Source organism: Listeria grandensis (genome assembly GCF_014322885.1).
Classification (GTDB): Bacteria; Bacillota; Bacilli; order Lactobacillales; family Listeriaceae; genus Listeria_A; species Listeria_A grandensis.
This window is the reverse complement of the sequence record NZ_JAASUG010000001.1, coordinates 267487-283179: the sequence shown is the minus strand read 5'-3', so window position 1 is coordinate 283179 and position 15693 is coordinate 267487. Positions and strand designations below refer to the sequence as shown.

At 42.5% G+C, this 15693-nt stretch carries 14 protein-coding genes; 7 read left to right on the top strand and 7 right to left on the bottom strand.

Annotation, left to right across the window (positions count from 1 at the left end; all coding sequences use genetic code 11):
- Positions 1–2: 2 nt before the first annotated feature.
- The 3 genes from dltB to HCJ54_RS01230 are packed head-to-tail and all read right to left on the bottom strand — an operon-like array spanning position 3 to position 2884.
- Complete coding sequence (gene dltB / locus HCJ54_RS01240) at positions 3–1181, bottom strand: D-alanyl-lipoteichoic acid biosynthesis protein DltB (RefSeq protein ID WP_036066123.1); 1179 nt, start codon at positions 1179–1181, stop codon at positions 3–5.
- A complete protein-coding gene (dltA, locus tag HCJ54_RS01235) occupies positions 1178–2716 on the bottom strand; it encodes a D-alanine--poly(phosphoribitol) ligase subunit DltA (RefSeq protein ID WP_187136331.1) in 1539 nt (512 codons plus the stop codon). The genes dltB and dltA overlap by 4 nt, the downstream gene beginning before the upstream one ends.
- Before the next feature lie 21 nt (positions 2717–2737).
- A complete protein-coding gene (locus HCJ54_RS01230) occupies positions 2738–2884 on the bottom strand; it encodes a teichoic acid D-Ala incorporation-associated protein DltX (protein ID WP_187136330.1) in 147 nt (48 codons plus the stop codon).
- 462 nt (positions 2885–3346) lie between these two features.
- Here HCJ54_RS01230 and rpiA point away from each other — a divergent pair, with 462 nt between their 5' ends.
- Positions 3347–4018 (top strand): ribose-5-phosphate isomerase RpiA, encoded by a 672-nt coding sequence (rpiA, locus tag HCJ54_RS01225; protein WP_187136329.1) that lies wholly within the window; start codon positions 3347–3349, stop codon positions 4016–4018.
- 39 nt (positions 4019–4057) lie between these two features.
- On the opposite strand, the gene HCJ54_RS01220 is transcribed toward rpiA, so the two are convergent.
- Together HCJ54_RS01220 and HCJ54_RS01215 are read right to left on the bottom strand one after the other, a co-directional pair.
- Complete coding sequence (locus tag HCJ54_RS01220; RefSeq protein ID WP_036066119.1) at positions 4058–4492, bottom strand: GNAT family N-acetyltransferase; 435 nt, start codon at positions 4490–4492, stop codon at positions 4058–4060.
- Positions 4493–4507: 15 nt separating this feature from the next.
- A complete protein-coding gene (locus tag HCJ54_RS01215; RefSeq protein WP_187136328.1) occupies positions 4508–5257 on the bottom strand; it encodes an alpha/beta hydrolase in 750 nt (249 codons plus the stop codon).
- Between the two features lie 244 nt (positions 5258–5501).
- Between HCJ54_RS01215 and HCJ54_RS01210 the strand changes: the two genes are divergently transcribed.
- Complete coding sequence (locus tag HCJ54_RS01210; protein ID WP_185526164.1) at positions 5502–6524, top strand: branched-chain amino acid aminotransferase; 1023 nt, start codon at positions 5502–5504, stop codon at positions 6522–6524.
- A gap of 130 nt (positions 6525–6654) precedes the next feature.
- On the opposite strand, the gene HCJ54_RS15640 is transcribed toward HCJ54_RS01210, so the two are convergent.
- Positions 6655–6759, bottom strand: coding sequence for a type I toxin-antitoxin system Fst family toxin (locus HCJ54_RS15640; protein ID WP_187136327.1), 105 nt, complete (start codon positions 6757–6759; stop codon positions 6655–6657).
- Positions 6760–7024: 265 nt separating this feature from the next.
- Here HCJ54_RS15640 and HCJ54_RS01200 point away from each other — a divergent pair, with 265 nt between their 5' ends.
- Both HCJ54_RS01200 and HCJ54_RS01195 read left to right on the top strand, forming a co-directional pair.
- A complete protein-coding gene (locus tag HCJ54_RS01200) occupies positions 7025–7228 on the top strand; it encodes a hypothetical protein (protein WP_187136326.1) in 204 nt (67 codons plus the stop codon).
- 575 nt (positions 7229–7803) lie between these two features.
- Entirely contained in the window at positions 7804–8355 is a 552-nt protein-coding gene (locus HCJ54_RS01195; RefSeq protein WP_187136325.1) for an SMI1/KNR4 family protein, read from the top strand.
- 53 nt (positions 8356–8408) lie between these two features.
- Here HCJ54_RS01195 and HCJ54_RS01190 read toward each other — a convergent pair whose 3' ends face one another.
- Positions 8409–9884: an LM6179_1298 family efflux MFS transporter gene (locus tag HCJ54_RS01190; protein ID WP_187136324.1), complete on the bottom strand. Its 1476-nt coding sequence runs from the start codon at positions 9882–9884 to the stop codon at positions 8409–8411.
- A 132-nt stretch (positions 9885–10016) separates the two neighbouring features.
- On the opposite strand from HCJ54_RS01190, the gene HCJ54_RS01185 reads away from it, so the two are divergent.
- The 3 genes from HCJ54_RS01185 to pulA all read left to right on the top strand — a co-directional run bounded on the left by HCJ54_RS01185 (position 10017) and on the right by pulA (position 15595).
- Positions 10017–11069: a M42 family metallopeptidase gene (locus tag HCJ54_RS01185; protein WP_187136323.1), complete on the top strand. Its 1053-nt coding sequence runs from the start codon at positions 10017–10019 to the stop codon at positions 11067–11069.
- Between the two features lie 12 nt (positions 11070–11081).
- Positions 11082–11555, top strand: coding sequence for a glutathione peroxidase (locus HCJ54_RS01180; protein WP_187136322.1), 474 nt, complete (start codon positions 11082–11084; stop codon positions 11553–11555).
- A 212-nt stretch (positions 11556–11767) separates the two neighbouring features.
- Positions 11768–15595, top strand: coding sequence for a type I pullulanase (pulA, locus tag HCJ54_RS01175; RefSeq protein WP_244966879.1), 3828 nt, complete (start codon positions 11768–11770; stop codon positions 15593–15595).
- Positions 15596–15693 lie beyond the last annotated feature (98 nt).

The window sequence follows — 15693 nt, the reverse complement described above, 5'->3', positions numbered from 1 at the left end:
GTTTAAAAACTTATTTTGTCTAAAATACCCGAGAAAATCAGGAAGCCGAAGCAGACGAACTGGAACGTAATCACGATGCCAATCACGTTTGTGACTTTGTTTTTCGGATAGAATTTCTTTTTCTTATTCCAGCGTTCAAAGAGGTCGAATCCGACGATCAAAGCCGCCTGATATAACCCATAAACGATGTAATACCAATGAAGTCCGTGCCACATTCCCATGAGAAGAAAGTTCGCAAAATAGGCGATATAGGCTACGGTAAACTTGCTTTTGAAAAATTTCTTTTTCGTCATCCAGAAAACGAGACGCATGAAGACGAAATCACGGAACCAGAAGGACAATGTCATGTGCCAGCGATTCCAGAATTCTTTAATATTGCGACTAGCGAACGGTTTGTTAAAGTTCATCGGTGTCTGCACGCCCATCAAGTAACTGACCCCAACGGCAAAAGCACTGTAACCTGCAAAATCAAAGAATAAATACATACTGTACGCATACATGTAACCGACCAAACTCCATCCGAATTGGACGTGATGGTGGAGGTTATACTCCAGTCCAACAATAGCGTTCGTTTGAATTACGTATGCAATAATAAATTTATATAGAAAACCTAAGAAAATAAGGAAAATGCCTCGATTAAGTAAATTCGCATATTTGTCAGAATCTAGTGGTGAGTCGGCTTCTTTTTTAAAGCGACGGAAGCGATCAATAGGACCAGATGATAGCGTAGGAAAGAACAATAGAAAGTTAATGAAATCCCAAGAGTTCAATTCTTTAATCAAGCCATCACGCGTTTCCATGATCATTTGCGCGGCCTTAAAAGTTAAGTACGATATCCCGAGAAACCCAAGCATCGTTGAGTTTGCAGCAAGCAAGGGTTGTACTTTTACGATAAATAATGGGAGAATCGCGAGGATCAATGCAAGAACAAAGATACCACCGTGATTATGTTTCTGACGATAATTAAAGTATAGTCTCACAAGCGCTAGTTGCCAAAAAACGAAAACGATTAGGGCAATGGCTTGGATTGGATTGCCAGCGAACATCATGTAGATGAAAACTAGCGTTACAAAAGCATTGTAAACTGGCATTCGTTTACCGAGCAAACCAGCAATCACAATCGGAGCTAAAAAAGCGAACAATACTGCAAAATAGAGTATTGATCCGTATGGCGTTGTCATGAATTCACCTCACTGGATAGCATCTTGCGGTCAATTTTGCCGTTCATTGTTAGTGGGAATTCTTCTTTGTAGACCCATTTGCGTGGAATCATGTAGCTTGGCATCGATTCAGCGAGCACTTTTTTGATAGCAGCACTTAGTTTGTACTCTTTCTCAAAATCGTGTGCAAAAGGAACAACGAATGCAACTAAGCTGTCCACTTTTCCTTCGCGCATCTTTGGAACAACAATACAAGAGCGAATATAGCTGACTTCTTTTAAATTATTCTCGATATCTTCAAGTTCAATGCGATAACCGTGAAGTTTAATTTGGAAGTCCAAGCGTCCTTGGAAAAATAGCATACCGTCAATGATCATCCCACAATCACCGGTCTTGTAGGCTTGGAAAAGCGTGTCCGCATAAAATACAGCATTTGTTTTCTCAGGTTCATTTAGATAGCCCTTGGAAACACTAGGACCAACCAAAACGATCTCGCCTTTCTCGCCGTCAGGTAAAGCTACACCATCTTCATCCATAATTAGAAGTTTCGTATCAGGCTTAATACGGCCTAGTGGCAAGCTTGGATAGGTATCTACATTTTCAGCATTAATCACGACATTAGTAACAGCAACTGTTGCCTCGGTTGGCCCATACGTGTTATAAACGGTAGCCTGAGGGAAGCGTGCAATCAGTTCACGTGCCGTTTCTTTCGTTAAAACTTCCCCACAAAATAGGAAATGCGTGATAGACGGATTCATGTCACCATTGAAATTAGCGTCCATCAGACAAATGTCAACAAAAGAGGGTGTCGAAACCCAGACGTTCACTTGCAAATCTGGAATGGCCTCATATAAATTTTTTAAATTAGCACTAATTGTCTTATCAAGTGGCACTAGCGTCCCGCCGGCAAGTAAGCACGGATAGAGATCCATCACTGAAAGATCAAACGAGTAGGGTGCCTGATTTAAGAAACGCTCGCCTTCACTAATACCAAAGTCTTGCAAAATCCAATTCGTGAAGCTAACCAGGTTGTTATGGCTAATCTGAACGCCTTTTGGAACACCAGTACTTCCAGATGTGAAAATGATATAGTAATTCTCATCGGCTTTCACAAATTGGGATGTAGCAGGTTGCTCTCCTTTATGTTTTTCAATAAAGGCATGTAATTGTTCTGGTGTAACGATATCATTATGCCCTGTTACAGCGTCCTCAGGCAGCGTTTCTGTGCAAAGAATTAGACTAGGGTTAGCAACTTCTGTAATCTGTTTAATGCGGTCAGCTGGCATAGAAACATCGATGGGAACATACGCCCGTCCAGCTTTCGAACAAGCTAAGAATGTAACAATTTGCGAAGCTGACATGTGTCCATACACAAGGACTGGTGCATCATCCGTTAAAACTTGCATTAAAAAGACTGCTAATGCGTCTGACTGCTCCTTTAATTCTCTATAAGTCAGTGACTCACCTTGGTAGTCGTAACAAGACTTATTCGGTGTCTTCGTTGCCCACTCATCAATTCGTTCATTAATGGAAGTAGTGAAAAAAGATACACTCATTCATAATCCCCTCTCTTCTCTCTAAAATTCGTTATAAATAAAGGTTGTGTCGTTTGGATTTTTGAAACCGTAGAACCATAGTAAGCCTAGTAATACAATCAAGTAGAACAAGGTCTTCCAGATAAATATAGCTCTTGGCTGAAACATCGCGGTTTTTAACTTCTTCATGCTGGGCATCACCTCTTAATATTTCTTTAATATTACAAATGTTAAAATCGAGTGTCATGTATTTATATAATGTAACGCATTTTCTTGGAAATGTCCAATTACATTTTTGTAAGGTTGTGTAAGAAAGGGTTTACGGGAGATTAAATTAGCATTTTGGACTATTTTTTTTTATAGAAAGACTGTTTTAAATGTAAATAAAACTACATCAACAAATTATTTTTTTATGAAAAAGCGCTACTGGGCAAGATTTTATAAGGTTTTGAAGGAATATTTATGAACTTTTTGTGAATTTTTGAAGAATGTAAGATGTAATAGAAAAAAACTAAAAAATGGTATTTAATGTATGGAATGTTTCGCAGTGTAATAATTCAATTTATGAAGCTTTGCATGATACGACTATGCGAAACCTTGGAAATTCTATATAATGGAGAGAGAATGAACTTTTTGAGGGGGATTGTGGAGATGAATAGCAAACAAATCGCGGGAGAAAAGGCGTGTGAGTTTATTCAAGATGGTATGGTTGTAGGGCTTGGTACAGGATCAACCGCTTATTACATGATTCAAAAATTAGGTGATCGCGTGGCTGAGGGACTAAATGTTACTGGTGTAGTCACATCGAAAGCAACAGAAAAATTGGCGAAAGAGCGTAATATTCCGCTAATGGATTTAAACGAGGTTGACGAAATTGACTTGACGATTGACGGTACGGATGAAGTTGATGGGTTGTTTCGGGGTATTAAAGGTGGCGGTGGTGCACTTTTATTCGAAAAACTAGTAGCACAAGCATCCAAAAGAAGTATTTGGGTTATTGGGGAAGACAAGGTCGTGGAGACACTAGGCGCCTTCCCATTACCAGTTGAGGTCGTGCCGTTTGGTTACAAGCAAGTGGAGCGTCAGCTAGAAATGAATGGATACAAGCCAGTGTTGCGTCATCATGAAGATGGTAGCGTTTATTTAACGGACAGCGAAAACTATATTTTAGATTTACATATGGGAGTAGTCGCCAATCCTGAGGAATTAAACACGTGGTTGAATAACCTACCCGGCGTTGTTGAGAATGGTTTATTCTTGAATTATGCGACTTCGATCGTTATCGGTTATTCCAATGGAAACGTGGAGGTCCGAGATAAATAAAAAAGAGGTTCCCGAATTTTGGGAGCCTCCTTTTTATGCTTAACCTATTTGTTTTTGCATATTTTTATGTTCAATACCAGCATCTAGGAAGATATCGGAGCACACTTCATAACCTAGTTTTTCGTAAAAGGGAATCGCGGTTGTTTGTGCGCCTAGTTTCAGAAGGGTCACTTTTTGGGCGATTGCCTCTTGTTCAATGGCTTCCATAATGCGACGTCCGCTTCCTTTTTTACGAGCTATTTTGCGGGCGCAGATGCGCTCTACTTTGCCATACTCGGGAAGAGCGCGAAATCGTCCTGTCGCAAGCGCTGTACCATCTTCATCATAGTCGACAAACATGATTGTTGAGTCCAGTGAATCGAACTCGTCCCACTCCAACTCAGGATCTACTTTTTGTTCTAAAACGAAAACCTCCTTACGAATATCAAATGCATCTTGTTTCCCAGATTTGTCGGTTACTTTCTGTACTGTCATGCTTCTTTTTCCTCCTTAAACGGTCATATCTTCGGTGGCAAACTGTTCTTTGTCTAGCATAAATTGCAACGCTTCTTTCACAAAAGGCTGCCAATATTTCCAGCGATGCTTGCCCTCGAATTCTTGAAAATAATAATCAAAACCACGCGCTTCCAAAATAGTATGAAGTGCAAGATTTGGTTCCAAAAAGTTTGCGACATTATCATCGGTTGTTGGGACTTCGGTTTCTTCACTACCAATGACGTGGAAAATCTTCACTAAAGCAGGGTTCGTTTTCTCGGCAAGTGTCATCAATTCTTCATTCACGAGCGGGGAATGTAAAATCGCGTTTCCAAATGTATGTGGGTACTTTAGCGCAGCTTTGAGAGAAACGCTGGCTCCGAGGGAATCTCCCATCAAGAAACGACTAGCACCCATATGATATGTCGGGTAATTGGCTTCGATGTAAGGTACTAATTCATGTGCTAGAAAGCGAATATACGCCTCATTTTGCGCACCGTCTGGATGGTATTTCGCTCGCCGGTCCTCCACGGTTTTATAAGGGATACCTACAAAAATGGCCTCTTGAATGGTTTTGCTTTCTACTAATTCATCAGCGAAGCGTGCCAGTTTGCCAAATTGAAAATAATCTTTTCCATCCTGCACTAGGAAAAATGGATACTTCGAAAGAGGCGAAAACGTTGGTGGTAAGTAAATTAATAAGTCCAATTCCTCATTTAAAACAGTGCTCCAGATCTTTTTTTCCAACATTTTTGCTTCTGTCATTTTTATAATCCCCTTTCCTAGATCGTTATTATTATCTAAATTTTTAGACAATATTCTGTAAATAAACCAATTTGCGCTGAATTTAATTAACGTACTAACATTTTACCACAAAATAAAGCAGAACGGCAAAATTTTGCTTAAATAATCAGTTTTTTTTCAAAAGGTTATAAGTCTTTTTTCCAATCCACTGAAATTATGATATAATGAACAAATCAAATATTAGAAGAAAAAGGGTGGGAATCGCATGAGCAGTAAGGATATTGATTGGAGCACACTTGGTTTTGAGTATATAAAAACGGATTTGCGCTATGTGTCTATTTGGGAAAATGGCAAGTGGGATGAGGGGACAATGACAGAAGATAATGTCGTCCATATTGCAGAGGGCTCCACAGCGATTCACTACGGACAGCAGTGTTTTGAGGGTTTGAAAGCCTATCGTACGAAAGATGGTTCGATTAATTTATTCCGACCAGATCAGAACGCGAAACGCATGAAAGCAAGTTGTGATCGTCTATTGATGCCGGAATTTCCAGAAGATCGCTTTATTGATGCGTGTAAGCAAGTAGTTGCGGCGAATGAAGCCTACATGCCGCCATACGGTTCAGGTGGAACGATGTATTTACGCCCATACTTAATTGGAATTGGCGATAATCTAGGCGTTCGCACAGCACCGAAATTCATGTTTTCCGTATTTTGTTGCCCGGTTGGCCCGTATTTTAAAGGTGGCCTAAATCCGACTAACTTCATTATTTCGGAGTATGATCGCGCGGCGCCAAACGGTACGGGTGCTTCTAAAGTAGGTGGTAACTATGCAGCAAGCCTTTACCCAGGTAAAATCGCGAAAGACCGTGAGTTCAGCGACTGCATTTACTTAGATCCAGCGACACATACAAAAATTGAAGAAGTAGGCGCAGCGAACTTTTTTGGAATCACAAAAGATAATCGTTTCGTAACGCCGTTCTCGCCATCTATTTTACCGAGTATTACGAAGTATTCCTTACTTTATTTAGCGGAACACCGCCTTGGTTTGAAGGCCGAAGAAGGAGACGTGTACATCGATAAATTGGACGAGTTCACAGAAGCTGGTGCGTGTGGTACGGCGGCCGTGATTTCACCGATTGGTGGCATCCAAAATGGTGACGACTTCCACGTGTTTTATAGTGAAACCGAAGTTGGACCTGTGACGAAGCAATTGTATGATGAGCTTTGCGGTATCCAGTTTGGTGACATTGAAGCGCCAGAAGGTTGGATTTATAAAGTGAAATAAATTTTGATAGAGGTTTACGGACTTTGATTCGCATGGTATAATGAATTTGGAAATAGTATGGGCATGAGCTCACCAAAATCCCCTCGTTGTGTGGCAACGAGGGGATTTTTTAAGGTGTTAGAGGCGCCGTCTATTTATTTTTTTCATGGCCCCGACTCTCTAACTTGTGTTTGAACCATACAATAGCACAGCCAACAACAGTCGGCGCAATGATACTGGAGAATAGTATGAACATGAAACTCACCTCCTTCTTGTGAATGACTCACATGAAGATAGACGACGATTCATTATAGCATGACAAGTGCCAGTATGCAGATGGGCACAAACAGATTTCTTCCCTGATTCTAAAGAAATTCGTGATCAAAAGTGGGATAAAACCTAATTTTTATATAGACAACAGGTTATAAAAATAGAAAGTCTAGAGTAAGGAAAAATGCATCGATTACTACATAGAAATATGATGTTTTGTGGCTTAGCTTAGTACAAGGAAATAGGTGATAATGATGACATTGACAGAGAGTAAGAAGGTAAAGATTCTTTTATGGATTCTTGGCAGTAATTTTTTTACGGTGATATTAGCACCTGATGAGGTTTCAGATGTTTATTTGGCGTCCAATTTAGTGATTTTAGTGACGCTGATTGTATTGGAATGGCGTTATAAAAGGAAAAATCGTAAAGAAAGCAGTGAAACATGGGGAGAATAATAGTAAAGATAGCATCTATTTTTTGTATTTTGCTCAGCTTACTGGCTTGGTTTCCAAGTATCGTATTCCAACTCGTATCCCAGTGGTTTCTACTAACGCTCCCATTTTCACTGATCGGATTTTGTTTCGCGATGGCAATAAAATCACGAGTCTTGATTATTGCGAACATAGTTATGTTTTTCAGCATTCCGATTTTGATTTATGGTTTTTACATTTGGGAATGGATAGAGTCGACGTGAAAAAAAATAGATATCACGTGCGCGAAATAAGGAGGTGAATGGCGTATGTTTCTATGGGGTGTACTCCTTGTTTATGTGGTAATTTCAGGATTTATACTTATATTTAGTAAAAAATATGGTTTTCGAATTGCGATAGCGCTAGGGCTTCTTATGTTGTTTATATTTGAGGATACGCCTAAGGATACGTTTTTTGCGGCTTTAGATATTGGCTTGTCGCTTTCTGTGTTTTCGATTTTGTTACTGGTAGCTGTATTTTTGTGGACTAAAAGTAGACGAAAAAAAGTATAGATTTTTAGGAGGTGAAATAAGATTAGTATTTTTAGAGAAGATGAAGAAGTGATACCGAAGCTAACAAAAGCAAATATTGAGCTGGCGGAAGCGACATTTGGCGTAAAGTTACCTGCGAGCTATGTGAAAGTTTTGGAGGAGCGAAATGGTGGTTATTTAAAAACGGATGCGGTGCCGGTAAATTTTGAGAACGATTGGGCAGAAGATCATATTCATTTGGATGAGCTTTATGGTATTGGGCCAGATGAAGGCATTATGGAGACGGAATATTTGAGAAATGAATGGGGGATTACTAAAGGAGATATCATTATTATTGGTGGGGACGGTCATGCATTTGTCGCGCTTGATTATGAGGGGACAACGACAGATCCGAAGGTTATACACATTGATACGGATAGTTCGAAAGTGAATGTGATTTGCGACAGTTTTGATGCGTTACTGCGAATAATGTATGTAGCGGAGGATCTGGACGATGACGAGATGCCTCACCGGATAGATTGGAAAAAGAAGCTCAAGAATGTTGCCACCATCGTGATTTTATTAGCAGTATGTGGTGCTATTATTTATAAAGGCTACATGTATATTTCTGATTGGCTATAAAATTAAAAACAGCGATGCAATCTGCTTGATCGAGATTGTATCGCTGTTTTATGTTAATTCCCAGAAATGTGTTTTTTCGGTAAAATAAAATGAACCGCGTAGCTGAGTAGGCAGCAGGCGAACATGGCCCAGAATACCATATGCAGTCCGTTGTAGAGAACATCGCGTAACGGTTCAATGAGTGCGACATCCACATTTCCAGATGTCTGTGGACTGATTAGTTGGTTTAGGTTATCTCGATTCACACCAGTCGCTGCGTCACGAAAACCATTCGCCAATACGGAGTTGAAAATCGTTCCGAATACCGCGACACCAATCGTCTGGCCGACCGTACGAAATAGTGTATTAGAAGCCGTCGCGATTCCGGTCTGATCTTTTCGCACAGCATCTTGGACGGTGACCGTCGTGGTTGTAAATATAATCCCAAACCCAAAGCCCATCAAGGCGCTATCAAGATAGAAGTATAGGTCCGGTGTTGTGCTCGGAAACAGCGCCAAAAAAAGTCCGCTGACCGTCGCGATAATTACGCCGAGTCCAACCGTGTGGCGATTCCCAATCGACATCAATAGCCGACCACCGATAAACGAACCGATAATCCAGCTCACCGACAGCGGTGCAATCATTAGGCCAGCAATCATGGCATCATGGCCCATCATGCCTTGCGCCCACATCGGAATGTATACATTAATCCCGATCAAGAACGCGCTCACGAGAAATCCAATCAAGTTTCCGATCAGCACGACTGGATTTTTAAACAGGACGAACGGCATGATCGGGTCTTGGGCTCGTTTCTCGGCGTAATAGAAAGCAACGAATAGCGCTATCGACACAGCGAACAATACGATGACGAGCGGCTCTAACCAATTCAGCGTCTCACCAGCTCGTTGCAAAGCGAATAGTAGGCTGAGCAGTGCGACGGTGAACAGCGTTGTTCCTAAGTAATCGATCGGTAATTTGACGCGAACGAGGTTTTCCTTCAAGTACATCGAAATCAAAATAATCGTTGCAATTCCGACGGGCACGTTGATGAAGAAAATCCAGTGCCATGATAGCTGATCTACTAAAAATCCACCGAGCAATGGTCCGAAAACACCAGCGATTCCCCATGCGGCTCCCATGAAGCCAAGCACTTTTGCTCGTTTTTCGAATGGGTAGACGTCAGCGATAATCGTCATCGTCGTTGGTAAAATTCCGCCAGCTCCGATTCCTTGAATGGCTCTAAAAATAATTAATTGCTCCATCGTTTGCGCGAAACCACAGAGGGAGGAACCAACAATGAAAATAATGGTGGCGATAATAAATATTTTTTTGCGGCCGAATAAATCGGATAATTTTCCGTAAATTGGGACAGTAACGGCCGAGGTAAGTAAGTAAATCGAGAAAATCCAGTTCATCAGCTCGATGCCCTGCAAGGCGCTGACAATAGTAGGCATCGCCGTACTAACAATCGTTCCCTCAATCGCAGCCATAAAAGTAGCCACAAAAACAGCAATCGTGACGGCTGTTCTTTTTGTATTCGTTTGTTCCATTTTGATAAAAACTCCTTTCACATAACGTTAAAATTATAACATAACTCGAAATGAAAAAGCAGGATAGCCGTCATTATTTTAAAAAAGGGGTATAATGAAACGTGAGAAGAAAGTGTGAGGAGGAGTTGGAGAATGGCGTTTGAACCAAATACATTAGAGACGATGCAGTTGATCAAGGAATTGACATCGATACCGAGCCCCACTGGGAACACGGAACAGGTACTTGCCTTCGTCGAAAATTACTTGAAAGAAACTGGGATTGCGAGTACGCGAAACAATAAAGGTGCGTTACTCGTATGTATCCCTGGGAAAGATGACACGAAACAGCGGATGTTGACAGCGCATGTGGATACGCTTGGCGCGATGGTGAAGCAGGTGAAACCCGACGGTCGTCTCGCGATCAATCTGATTGGTGGTTATCGTTTTAACGCAATTGAAGGCGAGTACTGTACAGTGGAAACAAGCGATGGCAAGCGTTATACGGGTACCATTTTGATGCACCAAACGTCGGTTCACGTGTATCAAGAAGCTGGGACTGCCCCTCGTGACGCGAAAAATATCGAGATTCGCTTAGATGCCAAAGTTTTTAATCCAGAAGATGTGGCTGCGCTCGGAATTGGTGTTGGTGACTTTGTGTCGCTCGATCCACGCGCGAGGATTATAAACGAGGAATTCATTAAATCACGTCACCTCGATGACAAAGCGAGCGTTGCGATCCTGCTTACCCTTTTGAAAAAGTTGCAACAAGATGGCGAAGTGTTACCATATACGACGAATTTCCTGATTTCCAATAATGAAGAGATTGGCTACGGTGGTAACTCGAATATTCCCGCCGAGACAGTGGAGTACCTTGCTGTCGACATGGGCGCGCTTGGTGATGGCCAAACGTCTGATGAATACACGGTTTCGATTTGTGCGAAGGATGGAAGCGGCCCGTACCATTATGGTTTACGCAAGAATTTGGTGCAGCTTTGTATAGATAATGGGATTGATTACAAAGTTGATATTTACCCGTTTTATAGTTCCGATGCAAGCGCTGCGATCAAGGCTGGTTTTGACATTGTGCACGGCTTAATCGGGCCCGGAATCGACGCTAGCCATGCTTACGAAAGGACGCACCGAGATTCTTTATATCACACAGAAAAATTAGTTTACGCTTATTTATTTTCTGAAATGGTGAAATAGGAGGAGAAGAATATGTCTATTTTTGAGTTAGAGCAGGAGACGCTTCACGGTGAAAAGGTTTCATTAGATAAGTATAAAGGCGAGGTTATCATTGTTGTCAATACGGCGAGTAAATGTGGCTTCACACCGCAATATGAGGAGCTTGAGAAGTTGTATCAGGAGTATAAGAGCCAGGGTTTTACGATCCTTGGTTTCCCGTCCGATAGTTTTATGAACCAAGAGCTTGACACGGACAGCGAAATTGAAGAATTTTGCAAAATTAATTACGGTGTGACGTTCCCACTTTTTGCAAAATCGAAAGTGCGTGGCTCCGATATTAACCCTGTTTTTGAGTACTTGACGAAGCAGAAAAAAGGATTACTTGGTGGTGGCATCAAATGGAATTTCACGAAGTTCCTGTTGGATCGTGATGGCAACGTGGTCGAGCGTTATGCACCTAAAGACAGCCCGTTGAATATGAAGGATAAAATTGAGGCCTTGCTATAGTAAAGTAGTAAGTGGAAGTCGAATCTTAACGGGTTCGGCTTTTTTTTTGACTAATAAAACAAGGGAAGAAAAGTCTGAATTATAGGACCATGTTACAAGTTGTTATCGTTAACAGTTAAATTTAGGTTGATTTAAACAACCCGGCTTGCTTATACTTTAAAATGAGTAAGCGCTTTCCAATAAAAAGAAAAGGGGTTTGGGATTTGAAAAACATGTGGCGTAAGTATTTAGTTTCCATCATGATTGTGTTGTTTGCTGTACAGAGTTTTAGTTTTGGCATGCAAGGTTTTGCGGAGGAAAGGATCACACCGAAAGCGGATGCAGCACAGCAGGCCAAGTTAGCTAGTACTGTGAATGACAGTGTTTTATCTGAAAATAGGGAAAGTAAGACGAAGGTTATTGTGCACTACAATCCAAAAAGTCAGGCGAGTAAGGCTTGGCAAATGTGGGTGTGGAATAATGATGGTGTTGCGGGGCATGAAGTCGTTTTTGAAGATACGAGTGCCTATGGTGACTATTCGAAAGTGGCAGTCCTGGATGTGGATGGTGTGCAATCGGAACTCGGTTTTCTCATTAAAAATGGTTCTGGCTGGGGCGGCGATCGTGATATTAGCAGCGATCGTTATATTTCCACAAAAGAGGGAATTACAGAGGTTTGGCTGAATTATGGTGAGGAGGAAATTGCGACAAAGCCGGCGAATTTGACGGTTTTACCGACCCATGAGAATTTGGAAGTGACGTTTTATTATCACCGCGATGATAAGGATTACAGCCATTGGTTTGTTCATTCGTGGGCGGATGGTGCGACGGGAACGCAGACGGTTAATTTTACGGATGGGCAGGCAGATGGTGATTGGCAGTCTGTGAAGGCGACGTTTAATGCTTCTAGTGGCGCGAGTCTGTCGAATCTGGGCTTTATTATTGCGAATAATGCGACCGGTAATTGGGAAAAGGACGGGACGGAGGACGATCGTTTTGTTTATCTGTTTACGGATGATGGCAAAGCAGAGGTTTGGATTGTAAGTGGTGATAAGGCGGGTTACCGGAATCCCAATTTTGCGGATGCGACGAAGCAGATAAAAACGGCAAGTTTGACGGGTTTTAAAGAGGTGAAGGTGACGCTGAATCGGGATGCGACGGCGCTTGATTTGATGGCGGATGTGACGCTTACAGAGGATGGTAATGCGGTTGCTATTTCTAATATTAGACGGGATGCGGCGAATCCAGCTGTTTTCTATATCGAAACGGCGCAAGATTTGCCAATTCAAGCAGCTTTGACGGTGAAGACGGCTGGTTTTGGCGAGAAATTGGTGGATACGACGAGCATTGTTCGAAATCCAGCGTTTGATGCGAAATATGCGTATACTGGGACGGAGCCGCTTGGTGCAACGTATAACGCGGAACAGAGTGTGTGGCGATTGTGGGCACCGACGGCAGCGAGCGTGAAGTTGACGACGTATCAAGATAATTTACCGAACAGTCCTGTAGCGCAAAGCTATGAGATGACGCCAAAAGCGCAAGGAATCTGGGAATTCACCGCAAAAATTCCTTCTGGAACGGCGTACACGTACGATCTTATTTTTGCGGATGGGAAGAAAACCGTGTCGCAAGATCCGTATGCAAAAGCTGCGACGGCGAATGGAAATCGTTCTGTTATTTTAGACCCAGCAGTAATGGTTCCCTCAGATTGGGAGACGAATCGGATGCCTGCGTTTACAAATTCAACGGATGCGATTATTTATGAAATGCATATTCGGGATTTCTCGATTGCAAATAAGGATACGGTGAATAAAGGGAAATATTTAGGCGTGATACAAGAGGGGACAAAAACGGCCAATGGGGATGCGACGGGAATCGATTATTTGAAAAATCTCGGCATTACGCACGTGCAAATTTTGCCAATGTTTGATTATGCGTCGCTCAATGAGGAGAATCATCAAAGCGTTTCGGAGCAACTGGGTGCGTTGCCCTACAATTGGGGCTATGATCCGAAAAATTATAATGTTCCAGAAGGTAGTTATAGCACGAATCCATACAATCCTGTGACGCGGATTCAAGAGGCGAAGCAGATGGTGCAAGGCCTTCATAGCAATGGGTTGCGTGTGATTATGGATGTGGTTTATAATCATGTATTTGATGCGGGGGCACATTCCTTTGAGAAGACGGTTCCGGGTTATTATTTCCGATATGGCGATGACGGCAAACTTTCCAATGGGACGGGTGTTGGAAATGATACGGCTTCTGAACGCGCGATGATGCGTAAATACATGGTCGAGAGTGTCGCTTATTGGGCGAAGGAATACCATATGGACGGCTTCCGCTTTGATTTGATGGGCATTCACGATGTCGATACGATGAACGCGATTAAAGCGGAATTGAACAAAATCGATCCATCCATTATCGTGCTTGGCGAAGGTTGGGACCTTGGGACACCACTTGCAAGTGATACAAAAGCGAATCAAAAAAATGCTTCCAAAATGCCGGAAATCGCTCATTTTAATGACTCGATTCGGGATGCGATTAAAGGAAGCACATGGGGCGGTCAAGAAGCAGATCCAGGTTTTGTCAACGGCGCTACTGGTAAAGAAGAGCTGCTTGCTAAAAACATACTAGCTGGGAGTCTGCGAGATCAAGGACAAGGTATTTATGATTTTGCTAAACCGAGCCAAGTTATTCAGTACGCTGAAGCGCATGACAATCTGACGCTTTGGGACAAGCTATCCTACTCGAATCCTGGGGACAACGAGCAAGATAAAAAGAAAATGCAAAAATTAGCTACCAGCATCGTTTTACTTTCGCAAGGCGTTCCGTTTATTCATGCGGGGCAGGAATTTTACAGAACGAAAGATCAGGATGAGAACAGTTACCAATCCAGTGATGCGATCAATAAGCTAGATTGGGAGCGTTATGCGGATAATATCGATTCGGTGAAGGACATCGAGGCCGTGATGCAACTCCGCAATTCTGAGCCGCTTTTCCGGTTGACGGATTACGCCCAGATCAATCAAAAAATGAAGATTATCAAGCAAGCGGATCGTGTTGTGGCCTACGAATTAAAAGATGGCGCAACATCATATGTGGTACTTTTTAATGCGAACAAAGCGGAGCAAGAAGTGGCGATTCCGAGTGATCAATATCATGTGAAAATTGGCGAGACAACGACGGATTTAGCGACGGAAACGAGTGCCGTGAAGGTGCCGGCACTTTCCGCGCTCGTTTTGAAAAATGGCGAGGCAACTTTTGAAATTGAGGCGTCAGCAGGAGCCGGTGGGACGATTACGCCGAGCGGGAAACAGATCTACAACCCTGGTGAGAAGCCCGATTTTGTGGTGAAGGCAGATGCTGGATACCGTGTGAAAGAAGTTCTTGTGGACGGCCAAGCGGTGACGTTATCGGGTAATACTTACACATTCCAAGCCCTAGCGGCAGGACACACGATCGAAGCTCATTTTGAAATTTTGTCCAAAAATAATGCGATCGAGAGTCTGAACAAAATCACGTTGCCGTTATCGGATGTAGACGCGCAGTCGGGGGTGAACGCGAAGCAAGCTTATCTGCTACAAGCACTGAAGGCGCGGGGGTATTACAATTATGAAGGTGAAACGACGCAATACAACCTCGCGATAGCATTGGATATAGCGAACTTCGATTGGGAATCGCCAAAAGCTGGTGTATATGAGGGGACGATAAAACTTGCCAATGAATCTAGAGAACGCGTGGCACCAACTACGAAAAAAGTTCAAATCACGCTAACAGATGCCTTACCGGCGCCAGGTGACCCGAACGAGCCGAATACGATTGGGCCAACAAATCCGCCAGAAAAAGTAAATGGAGGCACAGCGACACCACCGAAAAAAGGAGTGGATCATTTACAGTTGAATGCGGTCGGAACGCAGGATGTCAAACCTGTTTCAAAAGAAGATTTACCAGCGACGGGTGATGGGTCCCAGTCCTTGTGGTTACAACTTCTTGGCGCAGCATGTATCTTGGTTAGCCTCCCTTTTATCATCCGTACACGAAAAAAGAAAATCAGCGAATAGAGCGATAAAACTTGCTACTATTTTTTCACCAAATACTATCTCAAAAACGCCTCGATGTGATATACTAAGGAAATGTGAGTATGTCTAGGAGGAATTTG

Bases quoted from the DNA above. Each gene is read 5' to 3' on its own strand.
- HCJ54_RS15640 (WP_187136327.1), bottom strand. From the start codon at position 6,759: ATGTTCATACTATTCTCCAGTATCATTGCGCCGACTGTTGTTGGCTGT.
- dltA (WP_187136331.1), bottom strand. From the start codon at position 2,716: ATGAGTGTATCTTTTTTCACTACTTCCATTAATGAACGAATTGATGAG.
- HCJ54_RS01185 (WP_187136323.1), top strand. From the start codon at position 10,017: ATGGCGTTTGAACCAAATACATTAGAGACGATGCAGTTGATCAAGGAA.
- HCJ54_RS01220 (WP_036066119.1), bottom strand. From the start codon at position 4,492: ATGACAGTACAGAAAGTAACCGACAAATCTGGGAAACAAGATGCATTT.
- pulA (WP_244966879.1), top strand. From the start codon at position 11,768: ATGTGGCGTAAGTATTTAGTTTCCATCATGATTGTGTTGTTTGCTGTA.
- rpiA (WP_187136329.1), top strand. From the start codon at position 3,347: ATGAATAGCAAACAAATCGCGGGAGAAAAGGCGTGTGAGTTTATTCAA.
- HCJ54_RS01215 (WP_187136328.1), bottom strand. From the start codon at position 5,257: ATGACAGAAGCAAAAATGTTGGAAAAAAAGATCTGGAGCACTGTTTTA.
- HCJ54_RS01230 (WP_187136330.1), bottom strand. From the start codon at position 2,884: ATGAAGAAGTTAAAAACCGCGATGTTTCAGCCAAGAGCTATATTTATC.
- HCJ54_RS01210 (WP_185526164.1), top strand. From the start codon at position 5,502: ATGAGCAGTAAGGATATTGATTGGAGCACACTTGGTTTTGAGTATATA.
- HCJ54_RS01190 (WP_187136324.1), bottom strand. From the start codon at position 9,884: ATGGAACAAACGAATACAAAAAGAACAGCCGTCACGATTGCTGTTTTT.
- dltB (WP_036066123.1), bottom strand. From the start codon at position 1,181: ATGACAACGCCATACGGATCAATACTCTATTTTGCAGTATTGTTCGCT.
- HCJ54_RS01200 (WP_187136326.1), top strand. From the start codon at position 7,025: ATGATGACATTGACAGAGAGTAAGAAGGTAAAGATTCTTTTATGGATT.
- HCJ54_RS01180 (WP_187136322.1), top strand. From the start codon at position 11,082: ATGTCTATTTTTGAGTTAGAGCAGGAGACGCTTCACGGTGAAAAGGTT.